The organism is Roseibium sediminicola (assembly GCF_023156505.1).
Lineage (GTDB): Bacteria > Pseudomonadota > Alphaproteobacteria > Rhizobiales > Stappiaceae > Roseibium > Roseibium sediminicola.
Genome location: NZ_JALNMJ010000032.1, coordinates 1 through 26,285, shown reverse-complemented (window position 1 = coordinate 26,285; position 26,285 = coordinate 1). Strand labels below are relative to the sequence as shown.

At 62.7% G+C, this 26,285-nt stretch carries 21 protein-coding genes; 6 read left to right on the top strand and 15 right to left on the bottom strand.

Features of this window, described 5'->3' with window-relative positions:
* The first annotated feature begins 147 nt into the window (after window positions 1–147).
* Entirely contained in the window at window positions 148–528 is a 381-nt protein-coding gene (locus M0H32_RS27005) for a VOC family protein (RefSeq protein ID WP_248159657.1), read from the top strand.
* 266 nt (window positions 529–794) lie between these two features.
* Here the strand turns inward: M0H32_RS27005 and M0H32_RS27000 are convergent, their stop codons facing one another.
* Together M0H32_RS27000 and M0H32_RS26995 are read right to left on the bottom strand one after the other, a co-directional pair.
* Window positions 795–2,447 carry an FAD-binding oxidoreductase gene (locus M0H32_RS27000; RefSeq protein WP_248159656.1) on the bottom strand — a complete coding sequence of 551 codons (1,653 nt, stop codon included), beginning with the start codon at window positions 2,445–2,447 and terminating at the stop codon, window positions 795–797.
* 73 nt (window positions 2,448–2,520) lie between these two features.
* Window positions 2,521–3,141, bottom strand: coding sequence for a glutathione S-transferase family protein (locus tag M0H32_RS26995; protein WP_248159654.1), 621 nt, complete (start codon window positions 3,139–3,141; stop codon window positions 2,521–2,523).
* Window positions 3,142–3,312: 171 nt separating this feature from the next.
* Between M0H32_RS26995 and M0H32_RS26990 the strand changes: the two genes are divergently transcribed.
* Complete coding sequence (locus tag M0H32_RS26990; protein ID WP_248159652.1) at window positions 3,313–4,209, top strand: LysR family transcriptional regulator; 897 nt, start codon at window positions 3,313–3,315, stop codon at window positions 4,207–4,209.
* Here the strand turns inward: M0H32_RS26990 and M0H32_RS26985 are convergent.
* The 4 genes from M0H32_RS26985 to M0H32_RS26970 all read right to left on the bottom strand — a co-directional run bounded on the left by M0H32_RS26985 (window position 4,187) and on the right by M0H32_RS26970 (window position 9,267).
* Window positions 4,187–5,821, bottom strand: a complete 1,635-nt coding sequence (locus tag M0H32_RS26985; RefSeq protein WP_248159649.1) for a sensor histidine kinase — start codon at window positions 5,819–5,821, stop codon at window positions 4,187–4,189. The genes M0H32_RS26990 and M0H32_RS26985 overlap by 23 nt on opposite strands.
* Window positions 5,822–5,828: 7 nt before the next feature.
* Complete coding sequence (locus M0H32_RS26980) at window positions 5,829–6,539, bottom strand: response regulator transcription factor (protein WP_248159647.1); 711 nt, start codon at window positions 6,537–6,539, stop codon at window positions 5,829–5,831.
* 353 nt (window positions 6,540–6,892) lie between these two features.
* Window positions 6,893–7,894 carry a hypothetical protein gene (locus M0H32_RS26975; RefSeq protein WP_248159646.1) on the bottom strand — a complete coding sequence of 334 codons (1,002 nt, stop codon included), beginning with the start codon at window positions 7,892–7,894 and terminating at the stop codon, window positions 6,893–6,895.
* A 362-nt stretch (window positions 7,895–8,256) separates the two neighbouring features.
* Entirely contained in the window at window positions 8,257–9,267 is a 1,011-nt protein-coding gene (locus M0H32_RS26970; protein ID WP_248159643.1) for an EF-hand domain-containing protein, read from the bottom strand.
* Between the two features lie 235 nt (window positions 9,268–9,502).
* Here M0H32_RS26970 and M0H32_RS26965 point away from each other — a divergent pair, with 235 nt between their 5' ends.
* Both M0H32_RS26965 and M0H32_RS26960 read left to right on the top strand, forming a co-directional pair.
* Window positions 9,503–10,231 (top strand): response regulator, encoded by a 729-nt coding sequence (locus tag M0H32_RS26965; protein ID WP_248159640.1) that lies wholly within the window; start codon window positions 9,503–9,505, stop codon window positions 10,229–10,231.
* Window positions 10,228–11,661, top strand: coding sequence for an ATP-binding protein (locus tag M0H32_RS26960; RefSeq protein WP_248159639.1), 1,434 nt, complete (start codon window positions 10,228–10,230; stop codon window positions 11,659–11,661). The genes M0H32_RS26965 and M0H32_RS26960 overlap by 4 nt, the downstream gene beginning before the upstream one ends.
* Window positions 11,662–11,679: 18 nt before the next feature.
* Here M0H32_RS26960 and M0H32_RS26955 read toward each other — a convergent pair whose 3' ends face one another.
* From M0H32_RS26955 to M0H32_RS26940, 4 genes are read right to left on the bottom strand one after another with little or no spacing between them, the layout of a single operon-like run.
* Window positions 11,680–12,102, bottom strand: coding sequence for a (R)-mandelonitrile lyase (locus M0H32_RS26955; protein ID WP_248159637.1), 423 nt, complete (start codon window positions 12,100–12,102; stop codon window positions 11,680–11,682).
* Window positions 12,099–13,019, bottom strand: coding sequence for a DMT family transporter (locus tag M0H32_RS26950; RefSeq protein WP_248159635.1), 921 nt, complete (start codon window positions 13,017–13,019; stop codon window positions 12,099–12,101). Before M0H32_RS26950 ends, M0H32_RS26955 begins: the two co-directional genes overlap by 4 nt.
* Window positions 13,020–13,026: 7 nt before the next feature.
* Entirely contained in the window at window positions 13,027–13,371 is a 345-nt protein-coding gene (locus M0H32_RS26945; RefSeq protein WP_248159633.1) for an antibiotic biosynthesis monooxygenase family protein, read from the bottom strand.
* Entirely contained in the window at window positions 13,368–13,700 is a 333-nt protein-coding gene (locus tag M0H32_RS26940; RefSeq protein ID WP_248159632.1) for an NIPSNAP family protein, read from the bottom strand. The genes M0H32_RS26945 and M0H32_RS26940 overlap by 4 nt, the downstream gene beginning before the upstream one ends.
* Window positions 13,701–13,780: 80 nt before the next feature.
* Between M0H32_RS26940 and M0H32_RS26935 the strand changes: the two genes are divergently transcribed.
* Both M0H32_RS26935 and M0H32_RS26930 read left to right on the top strand, forming a co-directional pair.
* Window positions 13,781–14,470: an ArsR/SmtB family transcription factor gene (locus tag M0H32_RS26935; RefSeq protein WP_248159631.1), complete on the top strand. Its 690-nt coding sequence runs from the start codon at window positions 13,781–13,783 to the stop codon at window positions 14,468–14,470.
* A gap of 352 nt (window positions 14,471–14,822) precedes the next feature.
* Entirely contained in the window at window positions 14,823–15,464 is a 642-nt protein-coding gene (locus tag M0H32_RS26930; RefSeq protein WP_248159630.1) for a LysE family translocator, read from the top strand.
* Window positions 15,465–15,950: 486 nt separating this feature from the next.
* On the opposite strand, the gene metH is transcribed toward M0H32_RS26930, so the two are convergent.
* The 5 genes from metH to M0H32_RS26905 form a co-directional block, all read right to left on the bottom strand.
* Window positions 15,951–19,679 carry a methionine synthase gene (metH, locus tag M0H32_RS26925; protein ID WP_248159629.1) on the bottom strand — a complete coding sequence of 1,243 codons (3,729 nt, stop codon included), beginning with the start codon at window positions 19,677–19,679 and terminating at the stop codon, window positions 15,951–15,953.
* A gap of 78 nt (window positions 19,680–19,757) precedes the next feature.
* Window positions 19,758–20,042, bottom strand: coding sequence for a hypothetical protein (locus M0H32_RS26920; protein ID WP_248159628.1), 285 nt, complete (start codon window positions 20,040–20,042; stop codon window positions 19,758–19,760).
* Between the two features lie 301 nt (window positions 20,043–20,343).
* Window positions 20,344–21,258 carry a methylenetetrahydrofolate reductase [NAD(P)H] gene (gene metF / locus M0H32_RS26915; protein ID WP_248159627.1) on the bottom strand — a complete coding sequence of 305 codons (915 nt, stop codon included), beginning with the start codon at window positions 21,256–21,258 and terminating at the stop codon, window positions 20,344–20,346.
* A gap of 1 nt (window position 21,259) precedes the next feature.
* Entirely contained in the window at window positions 21,260–22,270 is a 1,011-nt protein-coding gene (locus M0H32_RS26910) for an ArsR/SmtB family transcription factor (protein ID WP_248159625.1), read from the bottom strand.
* Between the two features lie 180 nt (window positions 22,271–22,450).
* The gene (locus M0H32_RS26905; protein ID WP_248159623.1) at window positions 22,451–25,876 is read right to left on the bottom strand and encodes a P-loop NTPase fold protein; all 3,426 of its coding nucleotides are present in this window, start codon (window positions 25,874–25,876) and stop codon (window positions 22,451–22,453) included.
* Window positions 25,877–26,285 lie beyond the last annotated feature (409 nt).

The following is a 26,285-nucleotide window of genomic DNA, read 5'->3' as shown; positions in this document are numbered from 1 at the left end:
GCTTGGGTAAACAAGGAGGTGTCACCCCGGCCCGTTCAGACGCCCTTACCGCCGGACCCATTCGCTTTTCCGGTGAAGAAAGATCTTGCAATACAGGCTCCGGCCGGAAGACCCTGCCTCCGAAAGCCATTAAGGAAAGACCGCAACATGAAGATCGGCAAGCTGGACCACGTCAACCTGCGCACCACGCAGCTCGACCCGATGATCGCCTGGTACGCGGACATTCTGGGCATGAAACCCGGTCCCCGGCCCGACTTCCCCTTCCCCGGTGCCTGGCTCTATGCAGGCGATGCCGCCGCCATCCATCTGGTCGGCATTGACGGCGATCCCGCCGTCGGCTCGGAGGAGCGTCTGAAGCTGGAACATTTCGCCTTCACCGCCACAGGCGCGGAAACCTTCGAGGCGAGGCTGAAGGATCGCGGCGAAAACTTCCGCCGCTCGGTCCAGCCGGGTGTCGGTACGGTCTCGATCAATGTCTGGGACCCGGACGGCAATCACATACACATCGACTTCGCACCGGAAGAGTGATGGGGCGTTTCGAGCGCTACCCAAGTTCAATATCCTGAACGGGCCTCAAACCTAGGTGTCACCCCGGACAACCGCAGCGCGGATCCGGGGCCCACTCGCAGCTCAGCTTGTCGAAGCTGGCGGTCGTCGCACCGAAGCTGGCTGCATCAAATCAATTCTCTGGAATTGAGTAGGCCCCGGGTCTCGCGTTGCTCGCCTGGGGTGACACCTGAGTGTGTGGCGCGAACGGAATTTCGATCTGACAGCTTTTTGGGAGAATTGCCCCCTCAAAACGTCTCGAACGCAATCCTGTCCTCCGGCACGCCGTGCCGCTGCAGATCCGCCGTCACCTCGGTCAGAAACGCCGCCGGGCCGCAAAGCAGGTAACGGGCGTCTGAGCGATCTACGAGTTTGGTGAGAAACGCTCCCGAAATCCTGCCCTGCGTGTCGTACCGGCCTGCCTCGGCATCTTCCGCCGTCGGCCGGCTGTAGACCGCGTGGTGCCGGACGTTCGGCAGAGCCTCTGCCAGGCGCGCCGCTTCCCCCCGGAAAGGGTGATGCGCGCCGTCCCGGACACCATGAACGAACCAGACAGGGCGTCTATCCCCTCTTGCTGCGAGCTGATGCAGCATGCTGATCAGCGGTGTGACTCCGATGCCCGCGCCCACCAGCACCAGGGGCGCGGCGTCGTCCGGCACAACGAAGTCCCCGGCGGGCTTTGAACTTCCAATCACCGCGCCCACCTCCAGCACGTCATGCAGAATGCGGGAGACAAGGCCCTGCGGCTCGCGCTTGACCGAGATCCGGTAGTGACCGTCCTGCGGAGCCCCCGACAACGAATAGCTGCGCTGGACCTTGCCAAGACCGCCCGCCAAATGCAGTTCGATGGTCAGGTGCTGCCCCGCCTCAAACGATGGCAGCGGACCTCCGTCCCGGGAGCCGAAGACAAAGGATGTCACATCGGCGCTTTCACGGGTCTTTTGAACCAGCCTGAGGTCGCGGGCCGTATCCGCTTCCTCCTGCCAGCGCAGACGCAGAACATTTGAGAGTTCGACGACCGCGTCGATCTCCAGCGTCACCAGCTGACGCGCGCCCGGAACATTTGCAACAGCGTCTGAGTCCCAGTCGACACTGGCCCGGCCTGTCAGCTGCAACAGGTTGCCGGAGGCAAAGTCGACAAAGAGCAGCCCGGCGCGCGGATCGTTCAGGATGTTTCCGAGCGTGTTGTAGAACTTGTTGCCGGCATAGTCGGGAAAGCGCAGGGTCTTCTCGTCCAGAACCTCGACGAAACCCGGTTCGCCGCCCTTGTGGGAGACATCCATGCCAAAGGCCGGATTGTCGCCTACGCCGCGATAACCCGAGGCGATGAAAAACGTGTCGGCACTCCCGATCCAGCTGCGCTGCACAGCCGACAGCCGCGTTCCCTTGACCGCCTTGCCTTCGGGTCTCTCGGGCGACCACCAGGTTTTGCGGGCACGGATATATTGCGGGCAATTGCCGAAGGATTGACTGAGCGCGAACTTCAATCCACCGCCATCGGCGCTGGCGACGATGCCATTGGCCCGGTTCCGGCGGCGGGTCGCCAGCTCGATGCCGATGAGGCCGATATCCGCACCGGCCGTCAGTGCGTTCTCCAGGGCATCGCCGGCCACCGGCAGAGCGGCAATCTCGAGCGACGCGGCTTCCGGAGAACGGACAAAACCGGGCCCGCCTTCCAGCAGCGTTGCCCAGGGACGTCCCCCGCCGTCCCGGCCGGAGACGACCAGAAATGGCTGCTCTTCAAAGAACTGCCTGTGCTGATCGGGCATGAAGTGTCTTATGGCACCGCGCGCCCAGCGTTGCACGTCGCTGTCGCCGAGCTTCTCCTGGACATGCTGCTCCCCTTCGTGAAAGGGCGACAGGTCCTCAGTCGGCGTTCGAGTCTGGTCCTGGTCGAACATGTCCAATCCTCGCAAGGCTGATGGGTAGGGTCCGGACGGATGCCTTGAGAAGACATCCGTCCGAAGCAGGCACTTAGGCGGCGAGCCCGACAGGGGTCGCCGGCATGGCTTTGAAGCCCGGCAGGGCTTCGACGCGTTTCAGGTAGGCCCGGATGTTGGGATAGGGCTCGAGCGAGACATTCCCTTCCGGCGCATGGGCGGTGTAGCTGTAGATCGCGACATCGGCGATACTCGGACGATTGCCGACCAGCCACTCCCGGCCGTCCAGCAATCCTTCAAGCAGATCGAAAACATAGGCCGCTATGCCTTTCGCCTTGTCGGCATCGAGCGGCGCTCCAAAGACCGTCACCAGCCGCGCGGCGGCCGGACCGTTGGCGATTTCGTTGGCGGCCAGCGACAGGAACCGCTGCACCTGCGCCTCTGAGGCCGGATCCACCGGCAACCAGTCCGGCGCATATTTGCGGGCGAGATAGACCAGAATGGCGTTGGAATCGGCCAGCACAAAATCACCATCCTGGATCACCGGTACCTTGCCGGCTGGGTTGAGCGACAGGAACGGCTGCTGCTTGTGCTCACCCGCGGCGAGATCCACAGTGATCAGTTCATGATTGAGCCCGGCAAGGGCGGCGAAGAGTTCGATCCGATGGCAATGACCGGACAGCGGAAAGGTGTGAATGCGAATGGCATTGGACATGGCGGTCTCCGTTTTCTGAAATCTTCGCGGTGACCGTTTGCTCTGCTGGCCTCCGCTGACCGCAATATGCTCTCCGCCCAATTCGGAAATAATCCTCGATTTCATTCAATGATTATGTACGAATCGAAGATAAAACGATTTGCGTTACCTCCACCGGACCGGAGCCCTGCCTTGGACAAGATCGAAACCATGCGCGCCTTTGTGGCTGTGGCCCAGGACCAGTCCTTTACTGGGGCCGGGCGCCGGCTCGGCCTGTCGACCAAGCTGGTCAGCAAATATGTTCAGCATCTGGAAGCGCAGCTGCGCACCCAGCTGTTCAACCGCACCACGCGCAGCGTCTCCCTGACCGATGTCGGCGCAGCCTATCTGGAACGCTGCCGGCCGATCCTGGACCAGATGGACGAGTTGGACGATCTGGTGCGCGAGCGTCAGGGAGCCCTTGCCGGACCGATCCGCCTGACCGCCCCGACCGGCTTCGGCAGCACGAAGCTGACGGAGGCCCTGATCCCGTTCCTGCAGGCCCATCCCGGTGTCGAACTGGATATGAAACTGACGGATACGCGTGTGGCCGTGGTCGAGGAAGGACTTGATCTCGCCATTCGCATCGGTGCGCTCCGGGACTCCTCGCTGATTTCCCGGAAACTTGCCGACATGCCGCTGGTGCTAACCGCCTCGCCGGATTATCTGAACCGTCACGGCCGGCCGCGGAGCCCCGAAACGCTTGCCACCCACACCTGCCTGGTCAACTCCAACCAACAGGAACCCAACACCTGGCGCTTTTACAGGAACGGCAAGGACCACATCCTGCGCCTGCACGGCGCCGTGACCTCCAATTCTCCCGGCGCTCTTGCGCAGATGACAATCGGAGGCCTCGGCATTGCCATGTCACCACTCTACCCGGTCGAGGCCGCGCTGTCGGAAGGCCGGCTGGAACGGGTCCTGCCGGATTATTCGACCGACACTTACGGCGTCCACGCGCTCTACCCGCCCAACCGGCATCTCACGCGGCGCCTGCGCGCATTGATCGATCACCTGGCGGCAGAATTCAGCGCACGTTGGACGATTTGAGCCCGCCCGAGCCGCCTGGAAAGGTCAGTTCGAAACACGCGCCTTGTGCGTTTCGGGGGACGAGGTGGATCCCCGCCCCATGCGCCTTCAACAGCGCCTGGACGATACCGAGCCCCATGCCCGTGCCGCCCTTGTCGCGGCGGGTGGTGAAGAAGAGGTCGAAGACCTGCTCCGCATTGCCGGCGGAAATGCCTTCGCCATTGTCTCGGACAAGCAACTTGAGCGCCTTGTCTTCCGCTTCAACGGCAATCTTGACCCGGTCGGCGCCGTGCTTGCGGGAATTGTCGATCAGGTTCTCAAACACGATCCGGGCGTTTTCGGCCGACATCGGCAGGTCGGCATCCTCGGCAAGGTCAATAGTCACGCCTTGAACGCGGCCGCGAATGCCGGCGACAACATCGCCCAGCCGGCAGTGGCCGCCGATCTCGACGCTGTCTGCCCTGGCAAGGTCGCGCAGGCGGTTTAAGAGCAGTGTCGCTCGATTGGTGTCGCGCAGGATGTTGTCCAGGAATTTCTCCCGCTCACCGGAACTCAACCCGTCGCCGCCGTCCTGCAGCAGCTCGGCCGCGCCCTGGATGGCCGTCAGCGGGGATTTCAGCTCGTGGGTGACGTGATTGGCGAAGGTGGAGATGTAGTCGTTGCGGTCGAACAGCTTGCGCGACATGTCCAGCATGCTCTCCGACAGGGCGTGGATCTCCCGATTGCCGTGAATGGCCAATGGCTGCAGCGCCTCGCGGTCGCCGGCACCGATCCTGAGCGAGCGCCGTGTCAGCGCCCGGATCGGCCCGGAAATGGCACGCACGAAGATCAAGCCGACAATGAAGGTCGCTCCAAGCGTGAAGGCGGCCAGCCAGAACACCGCCTCACGTTTCAAGAACAGCTCCTTCAGGATGTTGCTCGGCGTGCGCGAGGCATAGACGACGCCCGCGACCCGATTGTTGACGATCACCGGCATTGCGACGAAGACGCGCACACTCGTGCCCCGGCTGATCGAATAGATCGGCTGCGGGTTGTCGACGATCCGCTCACGCAAGGCGCTGGCATAGTGCCCGGAAAGCGCATGCCGCACTTCCTCGACATGTGCCAGGGACAGGCCGAGCTCGCCCCGGCCGGCAATCACCGTGCCGTTGAAATCCAGGAGCCGGAACCCGGCCAGCGTCAATTTCTGAGTATCCTTCAGGATCGGGGTCAGATGCCGTCCCATTTCGGCGTAAACCGGGTGGACGGTTGCCGTTGTGGGCGCGGCCTCCGGCCGGCCCGGCAGGATCGGCGTCTTGTTGAGATCGAGCCGCGTCAGCACCGGCGACCAGCCGCCGGAGAGATACTGCACCACCAGCCCGCCGCGGTAAGATCCGGCGGGCGCACTGGAAACGGCCTCGCCGAGCGGCAACTCGGTCCCACCGAGATCCTGCAGCCTTTGCGCACTTGCCGCCGCGATCGCCGCCGACTGGGCAATCAGTTCGGACTCGGTGGTCTCGATCAGCTGGTTTTCATAGACCCGGAAAAAGGCAATGCCGGCCAGCGGCACCAGCAGCATGATGCCAAGCACCGCCGCCACCACCAGGAAGAGCGGCGGCCGCCATCTGTCACGAAAGGCGCGGCTGAGGATCATATGCCGGTCAGCCGCCTCCCGCCTGGCAGGGGCCGAGCCGGAACCCGACCCCGTGCACGGTCTCGATGGCATCGCCGCAGCCCGCCCCGCCGAGCTTGGCGCGGATGTTGCGGATGTGGCTGTCAATGGTCCGGTCCGAGACGTGGATATTGTCCCGGTAAGCCTGCTGCAGGATCTGATCCCTTGTGAAGACGATCTTCGGCCGCGCCAGCAGCGCCGCCAGAATGTCGAACTCGATGGCCGTCAGGGAGACCGGCGCCTTGCCCGCAAGCACCTGCCGCTGCGCCTTGTTCAGGCTGAGGGAACCGTGCTGCAGCACCGGATCTTCTTCCGGCACCTCCGTCACCGTCGCGCCATAGCGCTTGAGAATGGCACCGACCCGGGCAATCAGCTCCCGCGGGCTGAACGGTTTGGTGACATAGTCGTCCGCGCCGAGTTCCAGCCCGACGATCCGGTCGATCTCGTCGTCGCGGGCGGACAGGAACAGGATCGGCACGTCGGTCGTCCGGCGCAGGTGACGGCAGACATCGAGCCCGTCCATTTCCGGCAGGCCGATATCGAGCACAATCAGCGCCGGATTGCACAGCACCACCTTGTCGATCGCTTCCTTGCCGTCGGCGGCGACTTCGGAGCGGTAGGATGCTTTTTGCAGGGCAAAGCAGATCACGTCCCGGATATGCGGATCGTCGTCGACAACAAGAATGGTTTTGTCTTGCAAGGCGGTCTTCCTGAATTTCTCCCGCGCCGCGGGACCGATAGCAATACCCGACGGCGGATCAGCTTTCCAGCCACCACCCGTCCCGGCGCAGGCTTCTGGGCAGGCGCCGGTCGAGGTGGCTATCCTGTGCCTGGTCCGCCTCGGGGAGCGGGACAGGTGCCCCGCGCCATCGACGTGTTTGAGCCTTGGGACAGGGCCTGCTACCGGAGGAAACAGGTCCTCGGATCAATCTGATATGGGGATGCAACTGGGTCATGCACCCTTTTTGCCCCAGTGGCTTGCAGGGCTTTGTCAGCACTCGTGCAGATTTTGTGCATTTCGACAGGGAAAACGGACGTGCTGGCCGGTCAAGCCTAGTCCAGTTTTTCCATCAAGGGACGCAGATCCGGGTGAATGTTCGGGCTTTCCTCGCGGATGAAGCGCAACAGCGCCTTTTCGTTCTCATGAAGAACGCCATCCCGGCCGATGCGCTCGACCAGCCAGCCCGCCTCGCCTTCCGTGACCACTTCATTGACCGAAATCTCCGCCGCCATCGCGGCGCCGCGCTCGGCAAACGGGTCGGGCTGGTCGGAATAGGCGTCCCGGACACCGCTGATGCCGCCACCGATCATCTTCTTGAAGAACCCGCTGAGGCCGCCCTCGAAGCCGCCCGGTGCGTTCAGCCAGTCCTCTCGCGCCAGCGCCACTTCGCGGGATGGCGGGGCGAACCCGGACAGGGCCATGACATGATTGGCAACCGCCTTGGCAAAGAGCTCCAACCAGGCCGGGGCGTTTTCCGATTCCACCGTGGCGTCATTGAGATCGAACAGGATCTCCGCTTCCGCACGGGAAATCGCCATGCCGCTGCAGCCCGCTCCGGCATAGAGCACCCGGCGCAGAAGTTCGACCTCGCCGTCGGCGATCACGCCGGGAACGAGGTCGGCGCCCGACCGTGTCGCACCGGTGCCCGATATGACGGAGTCAGCGACGGTGCGCAGGGCGAATTGCTCGAGGTGTTCCGGTGCCTTCCGGGCTTTCTCCAGGACGTGCAGCACGGCCTCCAGCTCGGTCCGCGAACAGACCCGGCCGTCCAGCCCGACCTGTTCGATCAGCCAGCTGGCATTTTCATCGGAAACATAGCCCTGTGGCCGCGCCTGATGAACCAGGATGTCGCCGATGGCTTCGGGAAACAGCTCGTACCAGTCCGGCGCAAAGGTGAGATCCGCGCTGTTCAGACGGAACAGCGCCGCCCCCTCTTCCAGCGACACCACCATGTCGCCATAGACGTAGCGGCGCAGCGTCACGACATCGTCCTCGCTGACATGTTCGCCGGAAATCTTTGTCTCAATGAAATCGTGCAGTGTCGGCTTGGCCATGATGTCCCCTCGGAAAAACCGAAGCGAGGATCGCCGGAAATCCTTGAGATTCCCGTAACGAGAGCGTGGGAGTTGCTGGATAGAGGCGCTGTGTCCAACTGGCCTGGCGGCAAGTCCAGTCCCCACTACCGTCAGAGTGATCTCATACAACTGACGCAGCCACACCCTCAGGATGACGCTGTGTTGTTGGCGGTCGCAGCAAATCCCGATCAGCGAGATCTTGCTCATTGCGAAAGACAAGTGAGAGGAAACGAAAATGGGAGCCGCAGGGCGGCTCCCGGAGTGTCTCCCCACAGCAGGGGGATTGATGCGGGGGAGACATTTCCGGACGGTGGGCAGGTCCGGAAAGGTCAGGACCGGGTTCAGCCGCGGTCGTGGTGGCGCCAGCCCTTGCCTTTGCCCTTGCCTTTTTTACCGTGCTGGAAGTCGGCCTTGGTGATCACGCCGTCCTTGTTGCGGTCGGCCCGCTCCATCAGCTTGTCCAGGCGCTTGTCATGTTCCTCGGCGGTGATGCCGAGGCTGCCGTCGGCGTCGGCACGCTGAAACATGTCGACAATGCGGTTTTCATTGACCGCCAGCCACAGCGGGCCGAACTCTTCCAGCGTGAACGAGCCGCTGCCGTTGGTATCGGCCAGCGCGAACAATTCGGCGCGCTTGGCGTCGAAATCCTCGCGGGTCACCTTGCCGTCGCCGTCGTCATCGAAGAGACCAAGGAACATCTGCCCCGGACCGCCGCGTCCCATATGCGGGCCACGGGGACCGTGATGGCCGCCCCGTTCGCCGCGCTCGGCATGCTGGCCGCGCGGACCGCGTTCATCGTCGTCCTCATCGGCCTGCGGGCCGCGAATGCGTTCCACGGTGCCGTTGCCGTCCCGGTCGAGCCGGTTGAACATGCGGTTGGCGACCTGATCGATCTCTTCCTGGGTCACGGTGCCGTCACCGTCCCGGTCGAGGAACTGGAAGGCGCGGACCATGCGGTCGTTCGAGCGTTCCAGGAAGGCCGCCTTGAAATCCTCCAGGCTGACCTCGCCATTGCCGTCGGCATCCGCGCTTGCAAAATTCTGCGTCCGGACCTCTTCTATCTCGGCCGCGGTGATGACGCCGTCTTCATTGACGTCGAAACGTTCGAACAGGCGCTCGGCCCGGTGTTCACCGCCCCGGTGACCACCCCATTTTCCGCCGTGTCCACGGCCCCAGCCGTGTCCTCCTTCGCCCATATGGGCAAAGCGCTGGCCGTCGGCCTGTTCCATCTGTGTGCCCCCGTCCCCGCTTGCAGCCGTGTCCTGGGCGGATGCGGTCAGGCCTGCGGTCAGCGCGGTGCCCGCGACGCTCGCAGCCAGGGCGGCAATTGCAATCTTCTTGAACGGTTTCATTCCAACAACTCCTTGGTTCGTCGATGAACACAAGGTAGGAGGCAATTGTCGCAGGAATACCCGCGCCTGGGGCCTGAAATGTCACCATCTGTCCCGCCGGCCCGCCACGATACACTTTGATACAAGTTCGGCTCGCACGAGACGGCGCGGGCGACTATTTTATTCGTGGAAACAGAGAGATCCGCGGCAAACCTGACTCAGATCCCGAGACAGGCCCCGCAAGAAGGAAATTGAAGTGAGCGATCCGAGCCCGCATATTCTTGTTGTCGACGACCACCGCGACATCCGCGAGACCCTGGCCCGCTATCTGATCAAGAACGGTCTGCGCGCGACCACGGCGGAAAATGCCGCCCATGCCCGCAAGGCGCTGAAGGCAGCGTCCGTCGATCTTGTCGTGCTCGACATCATGATGCCCGGCGAGGACGGCCTCTCCCTGTGCCGCCATCTGGTGGAAACCGGATCGATGCCCGTGATCCTTTTGACGGCAATGGCGGATGACACCGACCGGGTCATCGGCCTGGAGATCGGCGCCGACGACTATGTCACCAAGCCGTTCAACCCACGCGAATTGCTGGCCCGGATACGGGCAGTGCTCCGGCGCACATCGCTGGTACCCAAGGACCGCGACCCGATCGAACAGGACCAGCTGCGCTTCGACGGCTGGTCGCTGAACGCGGCCCGCCGCGAGCTGCTCGATCCCGACGGCACGTCCGTAGCGCTGTCGAGCGGTGAATTCCAGCTGCTCTGCGCCTTCCTGAAGCGGCCGAAAATGGTGCTCAACCGAGATCAGTTGCTCGATCTGACCAGCGGCCGGACACCGGCCGTCTTCGACCGCTCGATCGACAATCAGGTCTCGCGGCTGCGCCGCAAGATCGAGGCCGACCCGAAGGACCCCAAACTGATCAAGACGGTCTGGGGCGGCGGCTACATGTTCACCGCGGACGTGAAAGACGAGGCGGAATGACCAAGACGGCCTTCCCCCGCAAGCTACTTGCCGCCCTCTGGCCGAGCACGCTGGCCTCGCAGCTGGTCATCCTGCTTCTGGCCGCCATCCTGGTGGCCCAGGCGCTCAGCATCTGGATCTTCCAGGACGAACGCCGCATCGCGCTGGTGGCCGCCGCCCGCGACAATCTGCTGTCGCGCTCCGTTTCCCTGGCCGAGCTGATCGAGATCACGCCCCCGGATCTTCAGAACCGCATCCTGGAAGCCAGCAGCACCCGTTTCGCAGTGTTCTGGCTGGGCGACACACCCCTGGCACCTGCCCCCGGGGTTTCCCGCCTCGAGCAGCGACTGCAAGGTTACATGGCCAGGGAGCTGGGACCGGACCAGGCCGTACACATCAACATTCACGCTGACGAAAAGCGCGGTCCCCGCAGGCGCGAGGCCGACGATGCGGACGAACGCAGCTGGCGCGACGTGCCCAAACGCGAACGGCCGCACAATCTGCACAAGATCATGAACAAGCCGGAAGACCTGTCGATTTCGATCAGCATGACCGACGGCCGCTGGCTCAATGTCGCCACAAGCTACCGGCCGCCGGCCGGCGCCTTCCTGCCGCTGCTGGTGCAACTGGTCCTGACCGCGCTGCTGACCACGCTGATCATCGGCATTGCCGTGCGCCGGGTCACCCGGCCCTTGAAAGACCTGTCCGTGTCGGCCGAAAAATTCGGCCGTGGCGAGGAACAGCAACCGCTGACACCGTCCGGCCCGCGTGAAGTCCGCGCGCTGACCTCCGCCTTCAACGACATGCAGGACCGGTTGACGCGTTTCGTCAAGGACCGCACGCGCATGCTGGCAGCGATCAGCCATGATCTCCGGACCCCGATCACCTCGCTGCGGCTCCGTGCGGAATTCATCGAGGACGACGAAAATCGCGACAAGATGATCGAGACCCTGGAGGAGATGGCGGCCATGACCGAAGCCACCTTGCGCTTCGCCAGGGACGAGGCCCAGGCGGAAACCGCCGAAAATGCCGATCTCGGTGCGCTTCTGGAAGCGCTTGCCGGCGACCAGCAGGATCTCGGCCACGAGTGCACCGTGGAAAGCGATGAGAGGATCGTGCTGCCCTGCCGTCCGGTGGCCCTGAAACGGGCTTTCCGGAACCTGATTGAAAACGGCATCCGCTACGGGGAAGCCGTGTCGGTCAGGGCTGCTGTGGATGCGGGAGAGGCCGTGGTCAGGATCCGCGACAAGGGCCCGGGCATTCCGGAAGACAGACTGAAGGACGTGTTCGAGCCCTTTGTCAGGCTTGAAGAATCCCGCAGCGAGGAAACCGGCGGCATCGGCCTCGGCCTTGCCATCACCCGCTCCATCATCCACGCCCACGGCGGCCGGATCGCCCTCGGCAACAGGCCGGACGGCGGCCTGGAGGCGGAAGTGCGCCTGCCGCTTTGATTGGACCTTGGACCGTCTTTACCGCCGCGCCTCGATATTCCCCGCGTAGGTGCTGTCGTCCACCGCTTCGAGCCACTCGGCGACGGAGCCGTCCAGTTCTTCCTGGATGGCAAGATGGACGAGCGACGTGTTCGGCCCGGCACCGTGCCAGTGCTTGACGCCAGGCGGGATCCAGATGACATCGCCCGGCAGGATCGACAGTTTGTCCTGTCCCCACAGATGCACAAAGCCGGCGCCTTCCAGCACCTGCAGGGTCTGGCCGAGCGGATGGGTGTGCCAGTGCGTGCGCGCCTTCGGCTCGAAGGTGACCCGCAGCACCCGGACGCGCGCCGGCGCCGGAGCCTCGATCACCGGGTCCTGCCAGACCGTGCCGGTGAAATAATCGGGATTGGCGCGCTTCGTCGGCCGCGAGCCCGCTTCGTAAACAACCAATACGCTCATGACACCTCCTTGCCCATGGATGGGGTGACCTGCAATTTTCGCTTCACTGGCCAGTTGATCAGAACCACCCCGAAAATGGCAAGGCAGATTCCGGCAAAGGTCTCAAGATCGAGACTTTCGGACAGGAACACGACGCCGAGAAAAACGCCGACGCCGGAGCGCAGGTAGGCCTGGCTCGCCGTTCCCATGGCCCCGAGCGTGTTCAGCAGCCGGAAATAAATCAGGAAGGCAAATGCCGTACAGGCGATGCTCAGCATCAGCGCCGACAGGACGCCAATCCGGTCCGGGGCAAGGGTCCAGGGCCGGTCCGTAACGAGGCTCAACGGCACCAGAACCAGCGAGGCACAGATCAGGGTGCCGGTGGCCGTCACCAAGGGCGGATAGGATGCAAAAAGCCGTCCACGCAGGGCGGCGATCCCATAAAGCGCGGCCCCGAACAGCACCACCAGCTGCGGAACGAGGTTGCGGCCGATATCCTCCAGCGCGCCGACACCGACAATCAGGACAATGCCACCAAAGCCGAGCAAGGCGCCCGCCAGCTGCCGCCCGCCGGGGCGCAGGCCACTGTTGAGAAGCAAGAAGGAAAAGGCGAACACCCAGAGCGGCGATGTTGAGTTCAGCACGCTGGACACCGCCGTTCCGGCGGTTTGTTGCCCCCAGGCCAGCATCAGCCAGGGGCCGGTGCTGTTGACCAGCGACTGAACGAAGAACAGCCGCCAGCTGTAAAGATCGCGCGGCAACGTCAGGCCGCGCACCGCCAGAATGACGAGCAGCACCAGCGAGGCCAGGCCGACGCGGATGGCAATCAGCGTCGCGGGCGGAAAGGACGGCAATGCGAGGCTGATCCACATGTAGGAGGAGCCCCACAGCAGTGCCAGCACGCCCAGCAAGGCGAGTTCGAAAGACCGGTTGTGCATGGCAAGCCTATCCGTGCAGGTCGCGGCTGTCGGCAGGTGCTTCGTCCCGCTCGTCCATGCCGTAATCGCGCAGCACATGGGCAACCCGCAGCCTGTAGTCCTTGAAATAGCTCGACCGTCCGGCCCTTTGCGCCTTGCGGTGCTGGGTCAGCCGGCGCCATTCGTCCAGCGCGGCCTCGTCCCGGAAAAACGAAACGGACAGGAGCTTTTCCGGATTGGTCAGGCTCTGGAACCGTTCGACCGACAGAAATCCGTCGATCTCATCGACAAGCGGGCGCATTTCGGCAGCCATGTCGAGATAGGCCTGCTTCTTGTCGGCATGGGGAATGACTTCGAAAATCACGGCGATCATTTGAACGTCTCTCCCTCTCCATGCGGCGCAGAGGCCAGTTTCAGGAAGGTCCGGTCCTCCCGCAAGATGAATTTTTCCCGCATGGCGAATTCATAGTTCTCCCGTCCAAGCGGATCGGCCGCTAGCCGGGCCCGGTAGGCCTCGTAGGCGGCGAGATTTTCGACCGAATAGACGCCATAGGCGAGCGTCGTTGAGCCTTCATGCGGGGCGAAATAGCCGATCAGGTCCGCGCCGCAGCGCGGGATTGCCTGGCCCCAGTTGCGGGCATAGTCCTCGAAGGCCGCGCGTTTGGTCGGGTCGATGTGGTAGCGGATGAAACAGGTGATCATGCCGGTGTCCTTTGTCTCTGGCGTTGTCGGCCGCTCTATGCCATGCTCCGCGGCAACAATGCTTCGATGGAGATCGAACCATGAAAGAAGGACCGGACATTGCCCGGATCGGCGCGTTGATGGGCGACCCCGCCCGCGCCAACATCCTGGGAGCGCTCCTCAGCGGCAAGGCGCTGACGGCAACAGAACTGGCCGCGGAGGCCGGCATCACGGGGCCGACCGCCAGTTCGCACTTGAAGAAACTCATGGAGGGTGGCCTGCTGACCCAGGCCAAACAGGGCCGTCACCGCTATTTCACCCTGGCCGGGCCGGAAGTCGGCGCTGTGCTGGAAGCGGTGATGGGCCTCGCCGCCCGCCGGGGTCACCTGCGCACCCGCACCGGGCCGAAGGACCCGGCCATGCGCGCCGCCCGGGTCTGTTACGATCATCTCGCCGGGGACATGGCGGTCCGGATCTTCGACAGCCTGCAGGCGCGCGACTTCCTTGCCATATCGAAAGACAAGGGCGGCTTCGGCCTGACGGAGGCCGGCTCCGGCTTCGTGCGCGAAATCGGGATTGACCTGGACGCCCTCACCTCGGGCCGCCGCCCGCTCTGCCGGGTCTGCCTCGACTGGAGCGAACGCCGCAATCACCTCGCCGGCAGCCTCGGCGCGGCCTTTCTGACCCACTTCGTCGACCAGGGCTGGCTCCGCCGGGAAAAAACCGGCCGCATCGTCCACATCTCGCCCAAGGGACAGGCGGAGCTGAAGGCGCTGTTTCCGGTGGTGTAATCACCGCCCTCACCCCACAACAGCCACACCCCCAGCGTCATCCTGAGGAGCGCGCTTGCGCGCGTCTCGAAGGACCGGCTTCAAGTTCCATAGCAAGTGGCCCGTCCTTCGAGACGCCGCTAACGCGGCTCCTCAGGATGACGCCGATGGGGGTGGCCGGGTGTGAATTGCGCCATCCCCCTCTCGCTTTTCATCCCGGCTTGGCGCAGCCAAGTTGGGATCACAAATCGCGGTGGCCTTGCCGTCCTATCAGCCCGTTTGTTCCGAACCCGCCCACACTTCGACCTGGACCGAAGCACCCGCTTCAACACTCCACCTATGCTGCTCCACCAACTGACGAATGGAGTTCCTAATGGACCAGCTATCGATCTACTTGCCGGGCATCCTGCTCGCCTATTCGGCCTTTCTGCTGGGGATCGCCAGCCCTGGTCCGAATATCCTTGCCATTCTGGGCACTTCAATGAGCGCCGGCCGGAAGTCCGGCGTCGCGCTGGCTTTCGGTGTTGCCACGGGGTCGTTCACCTGGTCGGTGCTGACAGTGGTCGGTCTCTCCGCCCTCCTGACGACCTATGCTGCCGCGCTGACGGTGATCAAGATTGCCGGCGGGCTCTATCTGCTCTGGCTCGCCTGGAAATCCTTTAAAAACGCGCACTCACGCCACGATCTCGAGACCAGGGTGCTGGACGGCGGACAGCACACTCCGATCGGATATCTGATCCGGGGTTACGTGGTCCAGATGACCAATCCGAAGGCCGCCCTTGCCTGGATCGCGATCATTTCGCTTGGCTTGCAGCAGGACGCCCCTTTCTGGGTGGGGGCTGTGATCGTCTGCGGCACCACGATCCTGTCCATCACGATCCATGTGCTCTACGCGGTCGCCTTTTCCACGCCGGTCATGGTGCGGATCTACGGCCGAGCCCGCCGTTTCATCCAGATGCTGCTCGGCGGTTTCTTTGCTTTTGCGGGTGTGAAACTGATGTTGAGCAGGTCCTGACCCTGAAAACAAAAAACCCGGCCAAAGCCGGGTTTTGTCAGTTTTTGGCAGACGTTTGGGGCAATAAACGCCTTGGGTCTTGTTATTATTTTGTTGGGGCCTGATGGGGTTCTGGCCCGGTTCAGGAAGCCTTGAAGGTATCCTGAATCCTCGGAAGAGCTTCCCGCCAGGTACGGTAAAGCCGTGACGGCAACCACGCGAGGCGGTCCCGGTTGTAGTCCTGGCGATGCTGGACCAGAAGAATTCTGGCGATTTGCACATTCATATTATTGTTCTCCTTTCAGTGAGCGCAGAACCTTTCGCGTTCACCTGATGATTGTATTGTAGTGCACTCCGTGCACATTACAAGAGCGCACAATGTGCATATTATCACAAAAATGTGTTGTTTTCCCAGCGTCACGAAATCAAAGCACAAAAAGAGCCGGCCTCCTGTGGTTTTCCCACGGGAGGCCGGCTCCAATCCGACAATTTGATCGCGAAAACTGCCTATTCGGCCGCTTCCATGCGTGCGGGATCGTAGTTGAGGATCGGTGCCAGCCAACGTTCCGCATAGGCCAGGTCCCAGCCCTTGCGGGCCGCATAATCCTCGACCTGATCCCTTTCGATCTTACCGACGCCGAAATAATGGCTGTCCGCATGACCGAAATAGAGGCCTGAGACAGACGACCCCGGCATCATCGCCCGGCTTTCTGTCAGCTGGATGCCGGTCAGGCGCTCCGCGTCGAGCAGCTCGAACAGCGTGTCCTTTTCGGTGTGATCCGGCTGCGCCGGGTAGCCGGCCGCCGGGCGGATACCCTGGTATTTCTCGGCGATGATATCCTCGACGGCGAGGGATTCGTCCGCAGCGTAACCCCAGAGATCCGTGCGCACGATCTGGTGCAGCTTCTCGGCGAAGGCTTCGGCAAGACGATCCGCCAGCGCCTGGGAAAGGATCTTGTTGTAGTCGTCCCCTTCGCTTGCATAGCGCGCCGCCAGTTCGTTCTCGCCGTGACCGGCGGTCACGGCAAAGCCGCCAACCCAATCCGCAATGCCGCTGTCGAGCGGCGCGACGAAGTCGCTGAGCGCCACATTGGCGCGTCCGCCGGCGGTCCGCGCCATCTGCTGGCGCAGCGTATGGAAGGTCGCGAGCGTTTCCGTGCGGCCCTCGTCGGTGAAGAGCCGGACATCGTCGCCAACGGCATTGGCAGGCCACAGGGCAGCGACACCACGTGCGGTCAGCAGTTTCTTTTCAACGATCTCGTCGAGCATGCGCCGCGCGTCGTCATAAAGCGCCTTGGCCGCCGGGCCGTAGCGGTTGTCTGTCAAAACCGCCGGATAGCGCCCCTTGATCTCCCATGTGGCAAAGAACGGCGTCCAATCGATCACCGGCACCAATTCTTCCAGCGGGAAGTCGTCGAAGACCGTTGAACCCGGCTTCTTAGGTGCGACCGGCGGTTTGCCCGCGAAGTCCGAGGCAAAGGCGTTCTCGCGCGCCGCCGACAACGACGTGCGCTGCTGGCCGCCCCGGCTGGCCGCATGCTTTTCGGCAATATCGGCATATTCGGCACGCACATCCGCGTAATAGGGCGCGCGGCCGCCTTCGCTCATCAGCTTGGAGGCAACACCCACCGCACGTCCGGCATCGGTCACATAGATCGCCTGGCCCTTTGCATAGTTCGGATGGATTTTCACCGCCGTATGGATCTTGGAAGTGGTCGCCCCGCCGATCAGAAGCGGCACGTTGAGGCCTTCGCGCTCCAGTTCTGCGGCGACATGGCACATTTCATCGAGCGACGGCGTGATCAGGCCGGAGAGACCGATCATGTCGACCTTTTCGGCCTTGGCCGTTTCCAGGATCTTGGCCGACGGCACCATCACACCGAGGTCGATCACCTCGAAATTGTTGCACTGGAGCACGACGCCGACGATGTTCTTGCCGATGTCATGGACATCGCCCTTCACGGTCGCCATCAGGATCTTGCCGGCGGAAGACTGGCCGGTCTGGCCCAGCTCTTTCTTTTCCTGCTCCATGAAGGGCAGCAGATAGGCAACCGCCTTTTTCATGACACGGGCGGATTTCACCACCTGCGGCAGGAACATCTGGCCGGAGCCGAACAGGTCGCCGACAACATTCATGCCGTCCATCAGAGGGCCTTCGATCACATGCAGCGGCCGGTCGAAGGCCTGGCGGGCTTCTTCCGTGTCCTCGACAACATAGTCGTCGATGCCGTGCACCAGCGCGTGTTCCAGACGCTTGGCAACACCCCAGGTGCGCCAGGTGAGATCGGCTTCGCGTTTCTTGCCGCCCTCGCCTTTCCAGCGCTCGGCCGCCTCCAGCATCCGGTCGGTGGCGTCGTCGCGCCGGTTCAAAACCACGTCTTCGCACAGCTCGCGCAGCTCGGTGTCAAGGTCGTTGTAGACCGCCAGCTGGCCGGCATTGACGATGCCCATGTCCATGCCGCGCTGGATGGCGTGGTATAGGAACACGGAATGCATCGCCTCGCGCACGGCCTCGTTGCCGCGGAACGAGAAGGAGAGGTTCGAAACACCACCCGAGACATGGGCATGCGGCAGGTTCTCGCGGATCCAGCCGGTCGCCTCGATGAAGTCGTTACCGTAATTGTTGTGTTCCTCGATGCCGGTCGCGACCGCGAAGATGTTCGGATCGAAGATGATGTCTTCCGGCGGGAAGCCGACCTTTTCGGTCAGCACCTTGTAGGAACGCGCGCAGATCTCGGTTTTGCGCTCGAACGTGTCAGCCTGGCCCTGTTCGTCAAAGGCCATCACGACCACAGCAGCCCCGTAGCGGCGCACGAGTTTGGCGTGCTTGATGAATTCCTCCTCGCCTTCCTTCAGCGAGATGGAATTGACCACGCCCTTGCCCTGCACGCATTTCAGTCCGGCCTCAATGACGGTCCATTTGGAACTGTCGATCATCACCGGCACCTTGGCGATGTCCGGCTCGGCGGCCACCAGGTTCAGGAAGGTGACCATGGCTTCTTCGGAATCGAGCAGGCCCTCGTCCATGTTGATGTCGATGATCTGGGCGCCGTTTTCCACCTGCTGGCGGGCAACATCGAGCGCGGTGGCATAGTCGCCTTCCTTGATCAACTTGCGGAAGCGCGCCGAGCCGGTGACGTTTGTGCGCTCGCCGACATTGACGAAGTTTGTTTCCTTGGTGACGACAAACGGCTCCAGGCCGGACAGCCGCATATGCCGGTCGATTTCCGGGATCACGCGCGGAGCTTTGTCGGCCACCGCGTCGGCAATCGCCCGGATATGGGCCGGCGTCGAGCCGCAGCAGCCGCCGACCAGATTGACGAGGCCGGCTTCGGCAAATTCGCCGACCAGGGCCGCCATCTGTCCCGGGCTCTCGTCATATTCGCCGAATTCATTGGGCAGGCCCGCGTTCGGATAGGCGCAGACGAGCGTGTCGGCAACCCGGCCGAGTTCGTCGATATGGGCGCGCATTTCCTTGGCGCCAAGGGCGCAGTTGAGGCCGATCGTCAGCGGATTGGTGTGGCGCACCGAGTTCCAGAACGCCTCCGGTGTCTGGCCCGACAGCGTGCGGCCGGACAGATCGGTGATCGTGCCGGAAATCATCACCGGCAGGATCTTGCCGGTTTCCTCGAAAACCTCGTCGATGGCGAAGAGGGCTGCCTTGGCGTTGAGCGTGTCGAAGATCGTCTCGACGAGCAGGATGTCCGCGCCACCGGCAATCAGGCCGCGTGCGGCCTCTGCATAGGCGATCCGAAGATCGTCAAAGGAAACAGCCCGGTAGCCCGGGTTGTTGACATCCGGCGAGATCGACGCAGTCCGGTTGGTCGGCCCGAGCGCCCCGGCGACAAAGCGCGGCCGCGACGGATCCTGTGCGGTCACATGGTCGGCAGCCTCGCGCGCCAGCCGCGCGCTTTCGACATTCAACTCGTAGGCCAGTTCTTCCATGCCGTAATCGGCCTGGGCGATTGTCGTCGACGAGAACGTGTTCGTCTCGATGATGTCTGCGCCGGCTTCCAGATAGTCGATATGGATCTGGCGCAGCGCGTCCGGCTGGGTCAGGCAAAGCAGGTCGTTGTTGCCCTTGACGTCGCTTGGCCAGTCCTTGAAGCGCTCGCCCCGGTAGGCGGCTTCATCCAGCTTGAGCAGCTGGATTTCCGTGCCCATGGCACCGTCAAGGACAAGAATACGGGTCTTGGCGAGGTCACGAAGGCGCTGAAAAGCGTCGGACTTGGTCACGGGTGTTTCCTTCCGGAATGTCTTATCGGTTGGTCCGGCTGATGCCGGTGTGATGTCAAGGGCGGAACGGCAGGAGCCTCAGCTGTCCCGGTCCGTGTCGTTGTAGGAAGCATCCCAGAACTTGGTCCGGTGATGCATGTCCTCTTCGGTCGGATGCCAGTCCTCGCCGCGGGCCTGATAGACGGCGAGAAGCCCGAGAATTTCCAAGGCGGAATGGCCGCGGAATTCGTGTTTCCCGTCGCTTGCAACGATGAGCCGGGTCTTGTCCGCCCCCATGTCGACCACCCGAAGATCAAAGCCTCGCTCGCGCAGCACGGCGAAGGCGGTCGTCTCAACGGTGTCGGCGGTGCTTAACTTGATCATCTCGAACGGTTACTCGCTTTGTCTTTCAACTCAGCCGGTTCCTGTGACCTGCTTGTCAGTCCGGGGCTCGGTTCGGCTTTGCCGATCACCCCCATCCCTAACCCTTCCCCACAAGGGGGAAGGGAATTCCGTTGTGCCCTGCGGCGACCGCAGCCCCCTTCCAAACTCGGATAAGGCACTGCATCCCGGCGTTTTCGGCCTGTCCCCCTCCCCCTTGTGGGGAGGGGTTAGGGGTGGGGGTTCCCTAAAAAAAAGCAACTTCTCAAAGACGCTTGATCTGTATGCCGCAGCCTCAAGCCTCTCAGGCGGCCAGGTCTTTCTCGGTTTCCGGCCGGCCCATGCCGAGCATGTGGCAGATGGCGTAGGTCAGGTCGGCCCGGTTCATGGTGTAGAAGTGGAAATCGTTGATGCCCTTGTCGACAAGATCCATCACCTGCTCGCAGGCGACCGACACACCGACCAGCTTGCGGGTTTCCGGATCGTTGCTGAGACCGGCAAAGCGGCGGGCCAGCCATTGCGGGATCGAGGTGCCGCATTTGGCCGAGAACACCATTGTCTGCTCGAAATTGTGGATCGGCAGGATGCCCGGGATCACCGGAATGTTTATGCCGGCCGCCGCGATCCGCTCTAGGTACTCGTCGAACAGATCGTTGTCGAAGAAATACTGGGTGATGATCCGGTCGGCACCCGCGTCGACCTTGCGCTTCAGGTTGTCGATCTCCTTCTGCCAGGAGCCGCTTTCCGGGTGTTTTTCCGGGTAGCCGGAAACAGAAATGTCGAAATTGGCGATTTTCTTGATGCCGGCAACCAGATCGGAGGCATAGGCATAGCCTTCTTCATGCGGCACGTAGCGTGAGCCGATGCCTTCCAGCGGATCGCCGCGCAGGGCCACCAGGTGACGCACGCCGAGGTCCCAGTAATCCTTGACGATGGCATCGACTTCAGAGCGTGGCGAACCGACACAAGTCAGGTGCGCGGCCGGGGCCAGATCGGTTTCCTTCAGGATCCTCTCCACGGTCTTGTGGGTACGCTCGCGGGTCGAACCGCCCGCCCCGTAGGTGACGGAGACGAAGGACGGCGACAGCGGCGCCAGGCGCTGAACCGTGTTCCACAGCGTCTCGGCCATCTTGTCCGACTTCGGCGGGAAGAACTCGAAGGAAGCCGTGATCGGCGCGGAAGCGGCCTGGTGCGACCGGCGGTTGGAACTGTCAGTCATGTTAAGCGACCTCTCGTGAGGGATTCTGGGCTGGCAGGTCGGTGACGATGCGTCGATCCCGGGCAAGCCAGAGCGTTACGGTCAGGTTGGTGTCGTTGTGTTCGCCCGGAACCAGGTCGGTGACCTGCTCCAGATCCAGGTCCAGCGCCTCCAGCCAGCGCTCCATCTGATCATGGGCAAAACCGAGGCGGCGGTGGGCGTGTTTGTCGCGCAGGAACTCCAGTTCATGCGGCGCGAAATCGATGATCAGCAGGCGGCCGCCGGGACGCAGCGCCCGGGCCGCCTCGTTGAGCGCGCGGGCGGGTTCGTCCAGGAAGTGCAGCACCTGGTGAATGGTCACCACATCGAAGGAGCGTGGCGGCACATTCAATGCGTAGACGTCGCCGTGGCGGACCTGCGCGTTGGAAAGCCCGGCCTTGGCAAGGTTGGCCCGGGCAACGGCCAGCATGTCATGGGAAGCATCGATGCCAAGCGCTGAGGTATACTGGTCGGAAAAGACTTCCAGCAGGCGGCCCGTGCCAGTTCCCAGATCAAGGAAGGACTGGAACGGCTTGTTGCCAAGTGCCGCGCGCATCGCGGCCTCGACGTCCTCTTCGGAGACGTGAAGCGAGCGCTCCCGGTCCCAGGTGAGTGCGCGGGCGGCGAAATAGGCTGCCGCCTCTTCGGACTTGGCCTTACGGATTGCCTGAAAACGCTCCTGATCGGCGGCCAGGACGGCATCGTCTGTGGAAATGCGGGCGACCAGATCCCGAGCCAGCTGTCCTTCCGGCCCCTCCGCCAAGCGGTAATAGACCCAGGAGCCCTCCGGGTAGCGCTTGATCAAATCCGCTTCGGCCAGAAGTTTCAGATGGCGGGAAATGCGCGGCTGGCTCTGGCCCAGAATTGCGGTGGCGTCCTTCACCGTCAGCTCGCTCTCCGCCAGGAGGGCGATCAGCCTGAGACGCGTGGTCTCGCCAACCGCTCTCAGGGCGGCAAGGGTCTCGTCTACGGTAAGGGTCTGCTGTTCGGTCATTCACTTCGCCATCAATGTCGATATAAAGATATCTTTATATCAATCCCAAAAGCGATGCAAGCGATTAGAGCATTTGCGACACCGATTGGTTTATAAACGGCGAACGAACGTATTGCCGGGCCAAACGACAGCTCGCGTTCCCCTGCCCGGCCGCCGGGCCCGGCCCGAAAATCCTTAAAATCAGCCCAGAACGGTTCTGCCCGGATCCACGGCCACCATATGATGCACCGAATAGCGCGACACCAGCGCGGACACATTTCTGAGCGCACTGAGGTCGAGGTCATTGTCGCCCTTGGCTAAGACGCGCAGGGCCTCGATGGTGGTCTGCCAGCTCTCCGGTCCGTCGTTGAGTTTACCGACCAGATCGGACAGCTTTTCCGCCGACGTCCCGTCAATCGTTTGCAGCTGGTCGAAGACACAGCGGGCGCAGAGCGGCGACCCGGTTACAAGGGCAAGGAGGATCTGAACGGCGCGGAAATTGCCCGGCTGGTCGGCGGTTCCCAGAAAGTCTCTGAGACCTTCCGGGGACAGGGCTGATTTGTAGAGCCGGTAGATATTGATGAAGCGCTTGACCGACCGGGGGGTGCGCGGCATCAGCGGAGCCACTTCTTCCATGAATTGCCGCTCCGGGGCGCTGATGGTCAAGCTGACAGTGGCAGACGCAAGCGTCAACGTGGCCGGCTGGCTTTGATCTTCCGCCGTCAGCGTGGTCTCCTGCACCTCTTCCTTCTCAACGCTCTGGCTACGGGCGCCAGCAGATGGACTCTGGCCGGTGTCCGCGCTTCCCGAGGCACCGCCACCTGACCGTGAACCAGCCTTGGGCGTTGTTGTCAGCCCCTTGGTTGCGTCCGTCTCGGCGACCGCGTCGCCTTTGATGAGGTCATGGACCATGCGCTTGACCGCCGCCTCGTCCATGCGCCGAAGCCAGAACGGCACCTGAAAGATCTTCTCAAGGAAATCCTGGCTTTCCGCCGGCGGGCGCCGCAACGCCCTCATCGTCAGCGCGTTCCCGGCAACCGGCGCGTCGTCCGATTCCGGATTGTCGATCCTGGCGGCGCCATTCTGCAGCGACTCGTCCGCGAGCATGTCTTCGTAATGCTTGTAGAGCGCCCGGGACACCCAGCGCGAATCGACCCCGACCACGACCACGAACAACGGGAAGAACAGCAGGAGATGGGTCGCCTCCAGAACCCGCACGACCCGCTCCGGCGGATGGCATCGGTCGAGATCGTCGATATAAAGGATGATCCGGTCGACCCTCGGAATATCCTTGGTCAACTCGCTGTCCGGGTCTTTCCGGGCCAACTCCATCAGCTCGGACAATTTGCGGAAGTCCCGGTGGATCATGGCGATCAAACCAAGATGAACTGCATAGTCCTCGCTGGCGGCCCGGTCGCGGATGAACTTGTCCAGCCGGGCCTTGGAGGTAGAATCCTTTAAGGCCCGCCGCGCCGCATCTTCAGCCTGAGCGGCCAACGCCAGCTTCTGCTGGGCTGCTTCGAACTGCTCACGAGCCTGCTCTTCCTGAAGGCGCGCTTTTTGACAATCCTTCTCGTAGGCTTCCTGATCCAAGGCCTTGGCTTCGGCAATCCTCTCCTCGATATCCGTCTGCCAGGCGTCCAGCCTGTCGAACACCGGCGCGGCCAATTTCAAGCGGGACCTGACCCAGGCCAGGACCACGCCACTGATTGCCAGAACTTCAAGGAGGGCGGCCGAAAGCGCCGCCCAGGAGGTGTGCAATTTGCCCGCCAGATCAAGAACTCCGAACAGGATCGGGATCAGAACAATCACCGCCAGTCCGCCCCCAAGGACCCACTTGTTGTCCTGGACCCTTGCAGCCAGCAAAATCCGCCACCAGAAGCCGGCACGGGATGTCATTTTCTGCGTTTGCCGTAGGACGTCCCGCGCCCGCTCCACGGTCGCATGACCTTCATCCGAAAGCTCCGCGACCGACGCCTTCAGATCGTCACGGCCCGTCATGCAGGCAAGCGAAGTGACCAGCTTCTTCAGATCGTCACCGCTTCCAAGTCCGATTTTGGACAAGGTGGCGCCCAGGATTTTCTGATATTCCTCAGCCGTCAACTCTGGCGACGGCGGCAGGCCTGCAAGTGTCTGCTTGGCCGTTGCGAGTTCCACTTCGGCAGCAGCATGCGCTTCTTTGGCCTTCTCCAGGTCTTCCTGCGCCTTCGCACGCAGCTCTTCGGCAACTTCCAGCTTGTTCAACAGCTTGTTGAATTCATCCTTTTCATTCGCCTTGTCGTCGCGGCCGTCCAGAAACACGCGCAGCTCGTCGAAGATCGTCGTCACCAGGCTGGCCCAGAGATTGGTCTCAGCGTAATGCCAGGCATTGAAACGGATCTGGCAGATGTTCTGGTAATAAAGCCGCCGGCTTTCCTCCGACGTGTCCTTGCGGGTGGTTTCAATTTTGTCGAACAGCTTCTCCATGAAAAACGTCTTGCCGGAACCCCAGTCCCCGAACAGGCCGATGGAGAGCGGCGGTTTCAGGGCGCGCGAGGACATGACCCTTGCAAAGGCGTCGACGTAACGCCCGATATTAAGCGTGTCTTCCCGGTCGCCCGTGTCCGCATCGAAGCTGGCTATGAGCCGCTGTTGCGGCAAAGCCGGTTTCGGATCGGCATCCGGCTCAGTCACGTCGCGCCAGGCAGCTTCGAGCCTTGCCGCCACATCGGCCGGGATCTCGACCCCGCCACCCTGGCTGGACCAGATCCCGTCGGTTCCGGTGCGCGAAATAACCTCCTCAAGACCGAGTAGGGGATCGCGCGACAGCGCCTCCCAGGACGCTTCCACATAGGGAGAGGTCTGCCCCTTTTCGGCGCGCTGCGGATCCCGGTGCGGGGCTTCGGCAACCGGGGTGGTCGTTGTGCCGACACCGACCAGCCCCCGCGGCTCCGCCCCGGTCCGGAACAGGAACAGCCGGGACCCGACGGCCATGTTCTTCCGGTTGCCGGTGCGCCAGGTAAACGCCGTTGAACCCGTGTCGCCAATCTCCTTGATTTTGACGTCCATGTCCGAAAACGGGTATTGCTCCGGGTTCCACAGCACAAGATAGGCTGCGGGTCCGTCGGTTGCGGGAGCCGCGCTGATACCGGAAGTGCGCCACCAGGCTTCCCAGGCGTCCTGCGAGCGGTGCTTGTCGGTTTCGCGAACAAAATCCATCCATTGCGCGCGCAGCTCCTGGAGGGAAACACCAGCCTCGCTTGCAAGGGCAAGAAGCGAAGGACTGTCCGGCGCCGTCAAGGCAAGCGTGACCAGGTCACGCCCCCAGATGGACTTTTCACCCTTGAAAAACTCTTCGGCCACCGAAAAGGCCTGGGCCAGATCAGGGGCGAGCGGCAAGGCCTCTAGCGTGGCCGAGGGACTGGACCCGCTCTCCGGCGCCTTGATGTCCGGCACCGGCAGCAGGAAAGAAAGCTTGGAGAAGGCTTCGGACTTTGCGCGCCGGCTGGTCAGAAGAATGCCTCTGAGAACATGTGCTGCCTCGACCGGCGCGCCACCGGAGAAGGACCAGGCAGCCTTCAGAGCGCGATTGACATGACTTTCCAGCTTGAACTGGGCGAAATTCGCGGTGACTGAATTGCTGTCCATGCCTGTGCCCCCAACCCCGTGGCCTGTTGTGGCGCGCAATCAGGGCCACCACCACTCATGATAGGCGACTTTGACGTTGAGGTAACGCACGCGAACCGTGCTGCGGGGTTGTGGTGTCACATCCGCGCCTGAACACCATCGTGGCCTTGGCAGGTGAGTCCATCCGGCCGGGTCTGGAGGCCTGAAAGCGCATTGTGCATTGACCGGATGCATGTTCAGGCTTAGCCTCCGCTCATGGTGTCCTGCAGACTGTGTTGTAAGTTCGAAGCGCGTGTGGACGTCGCGGTTTAGCCCGCATTTCTCACAGTGTTGTCGCTTGATGGGTTTCCGTCGGGCAGTTTTCTGATTGTGTCGGGTTACCGGTTTCAGGCCGAGCGGTGCCGCCGCCGCGTTTTGCGGCGGTCGGTTT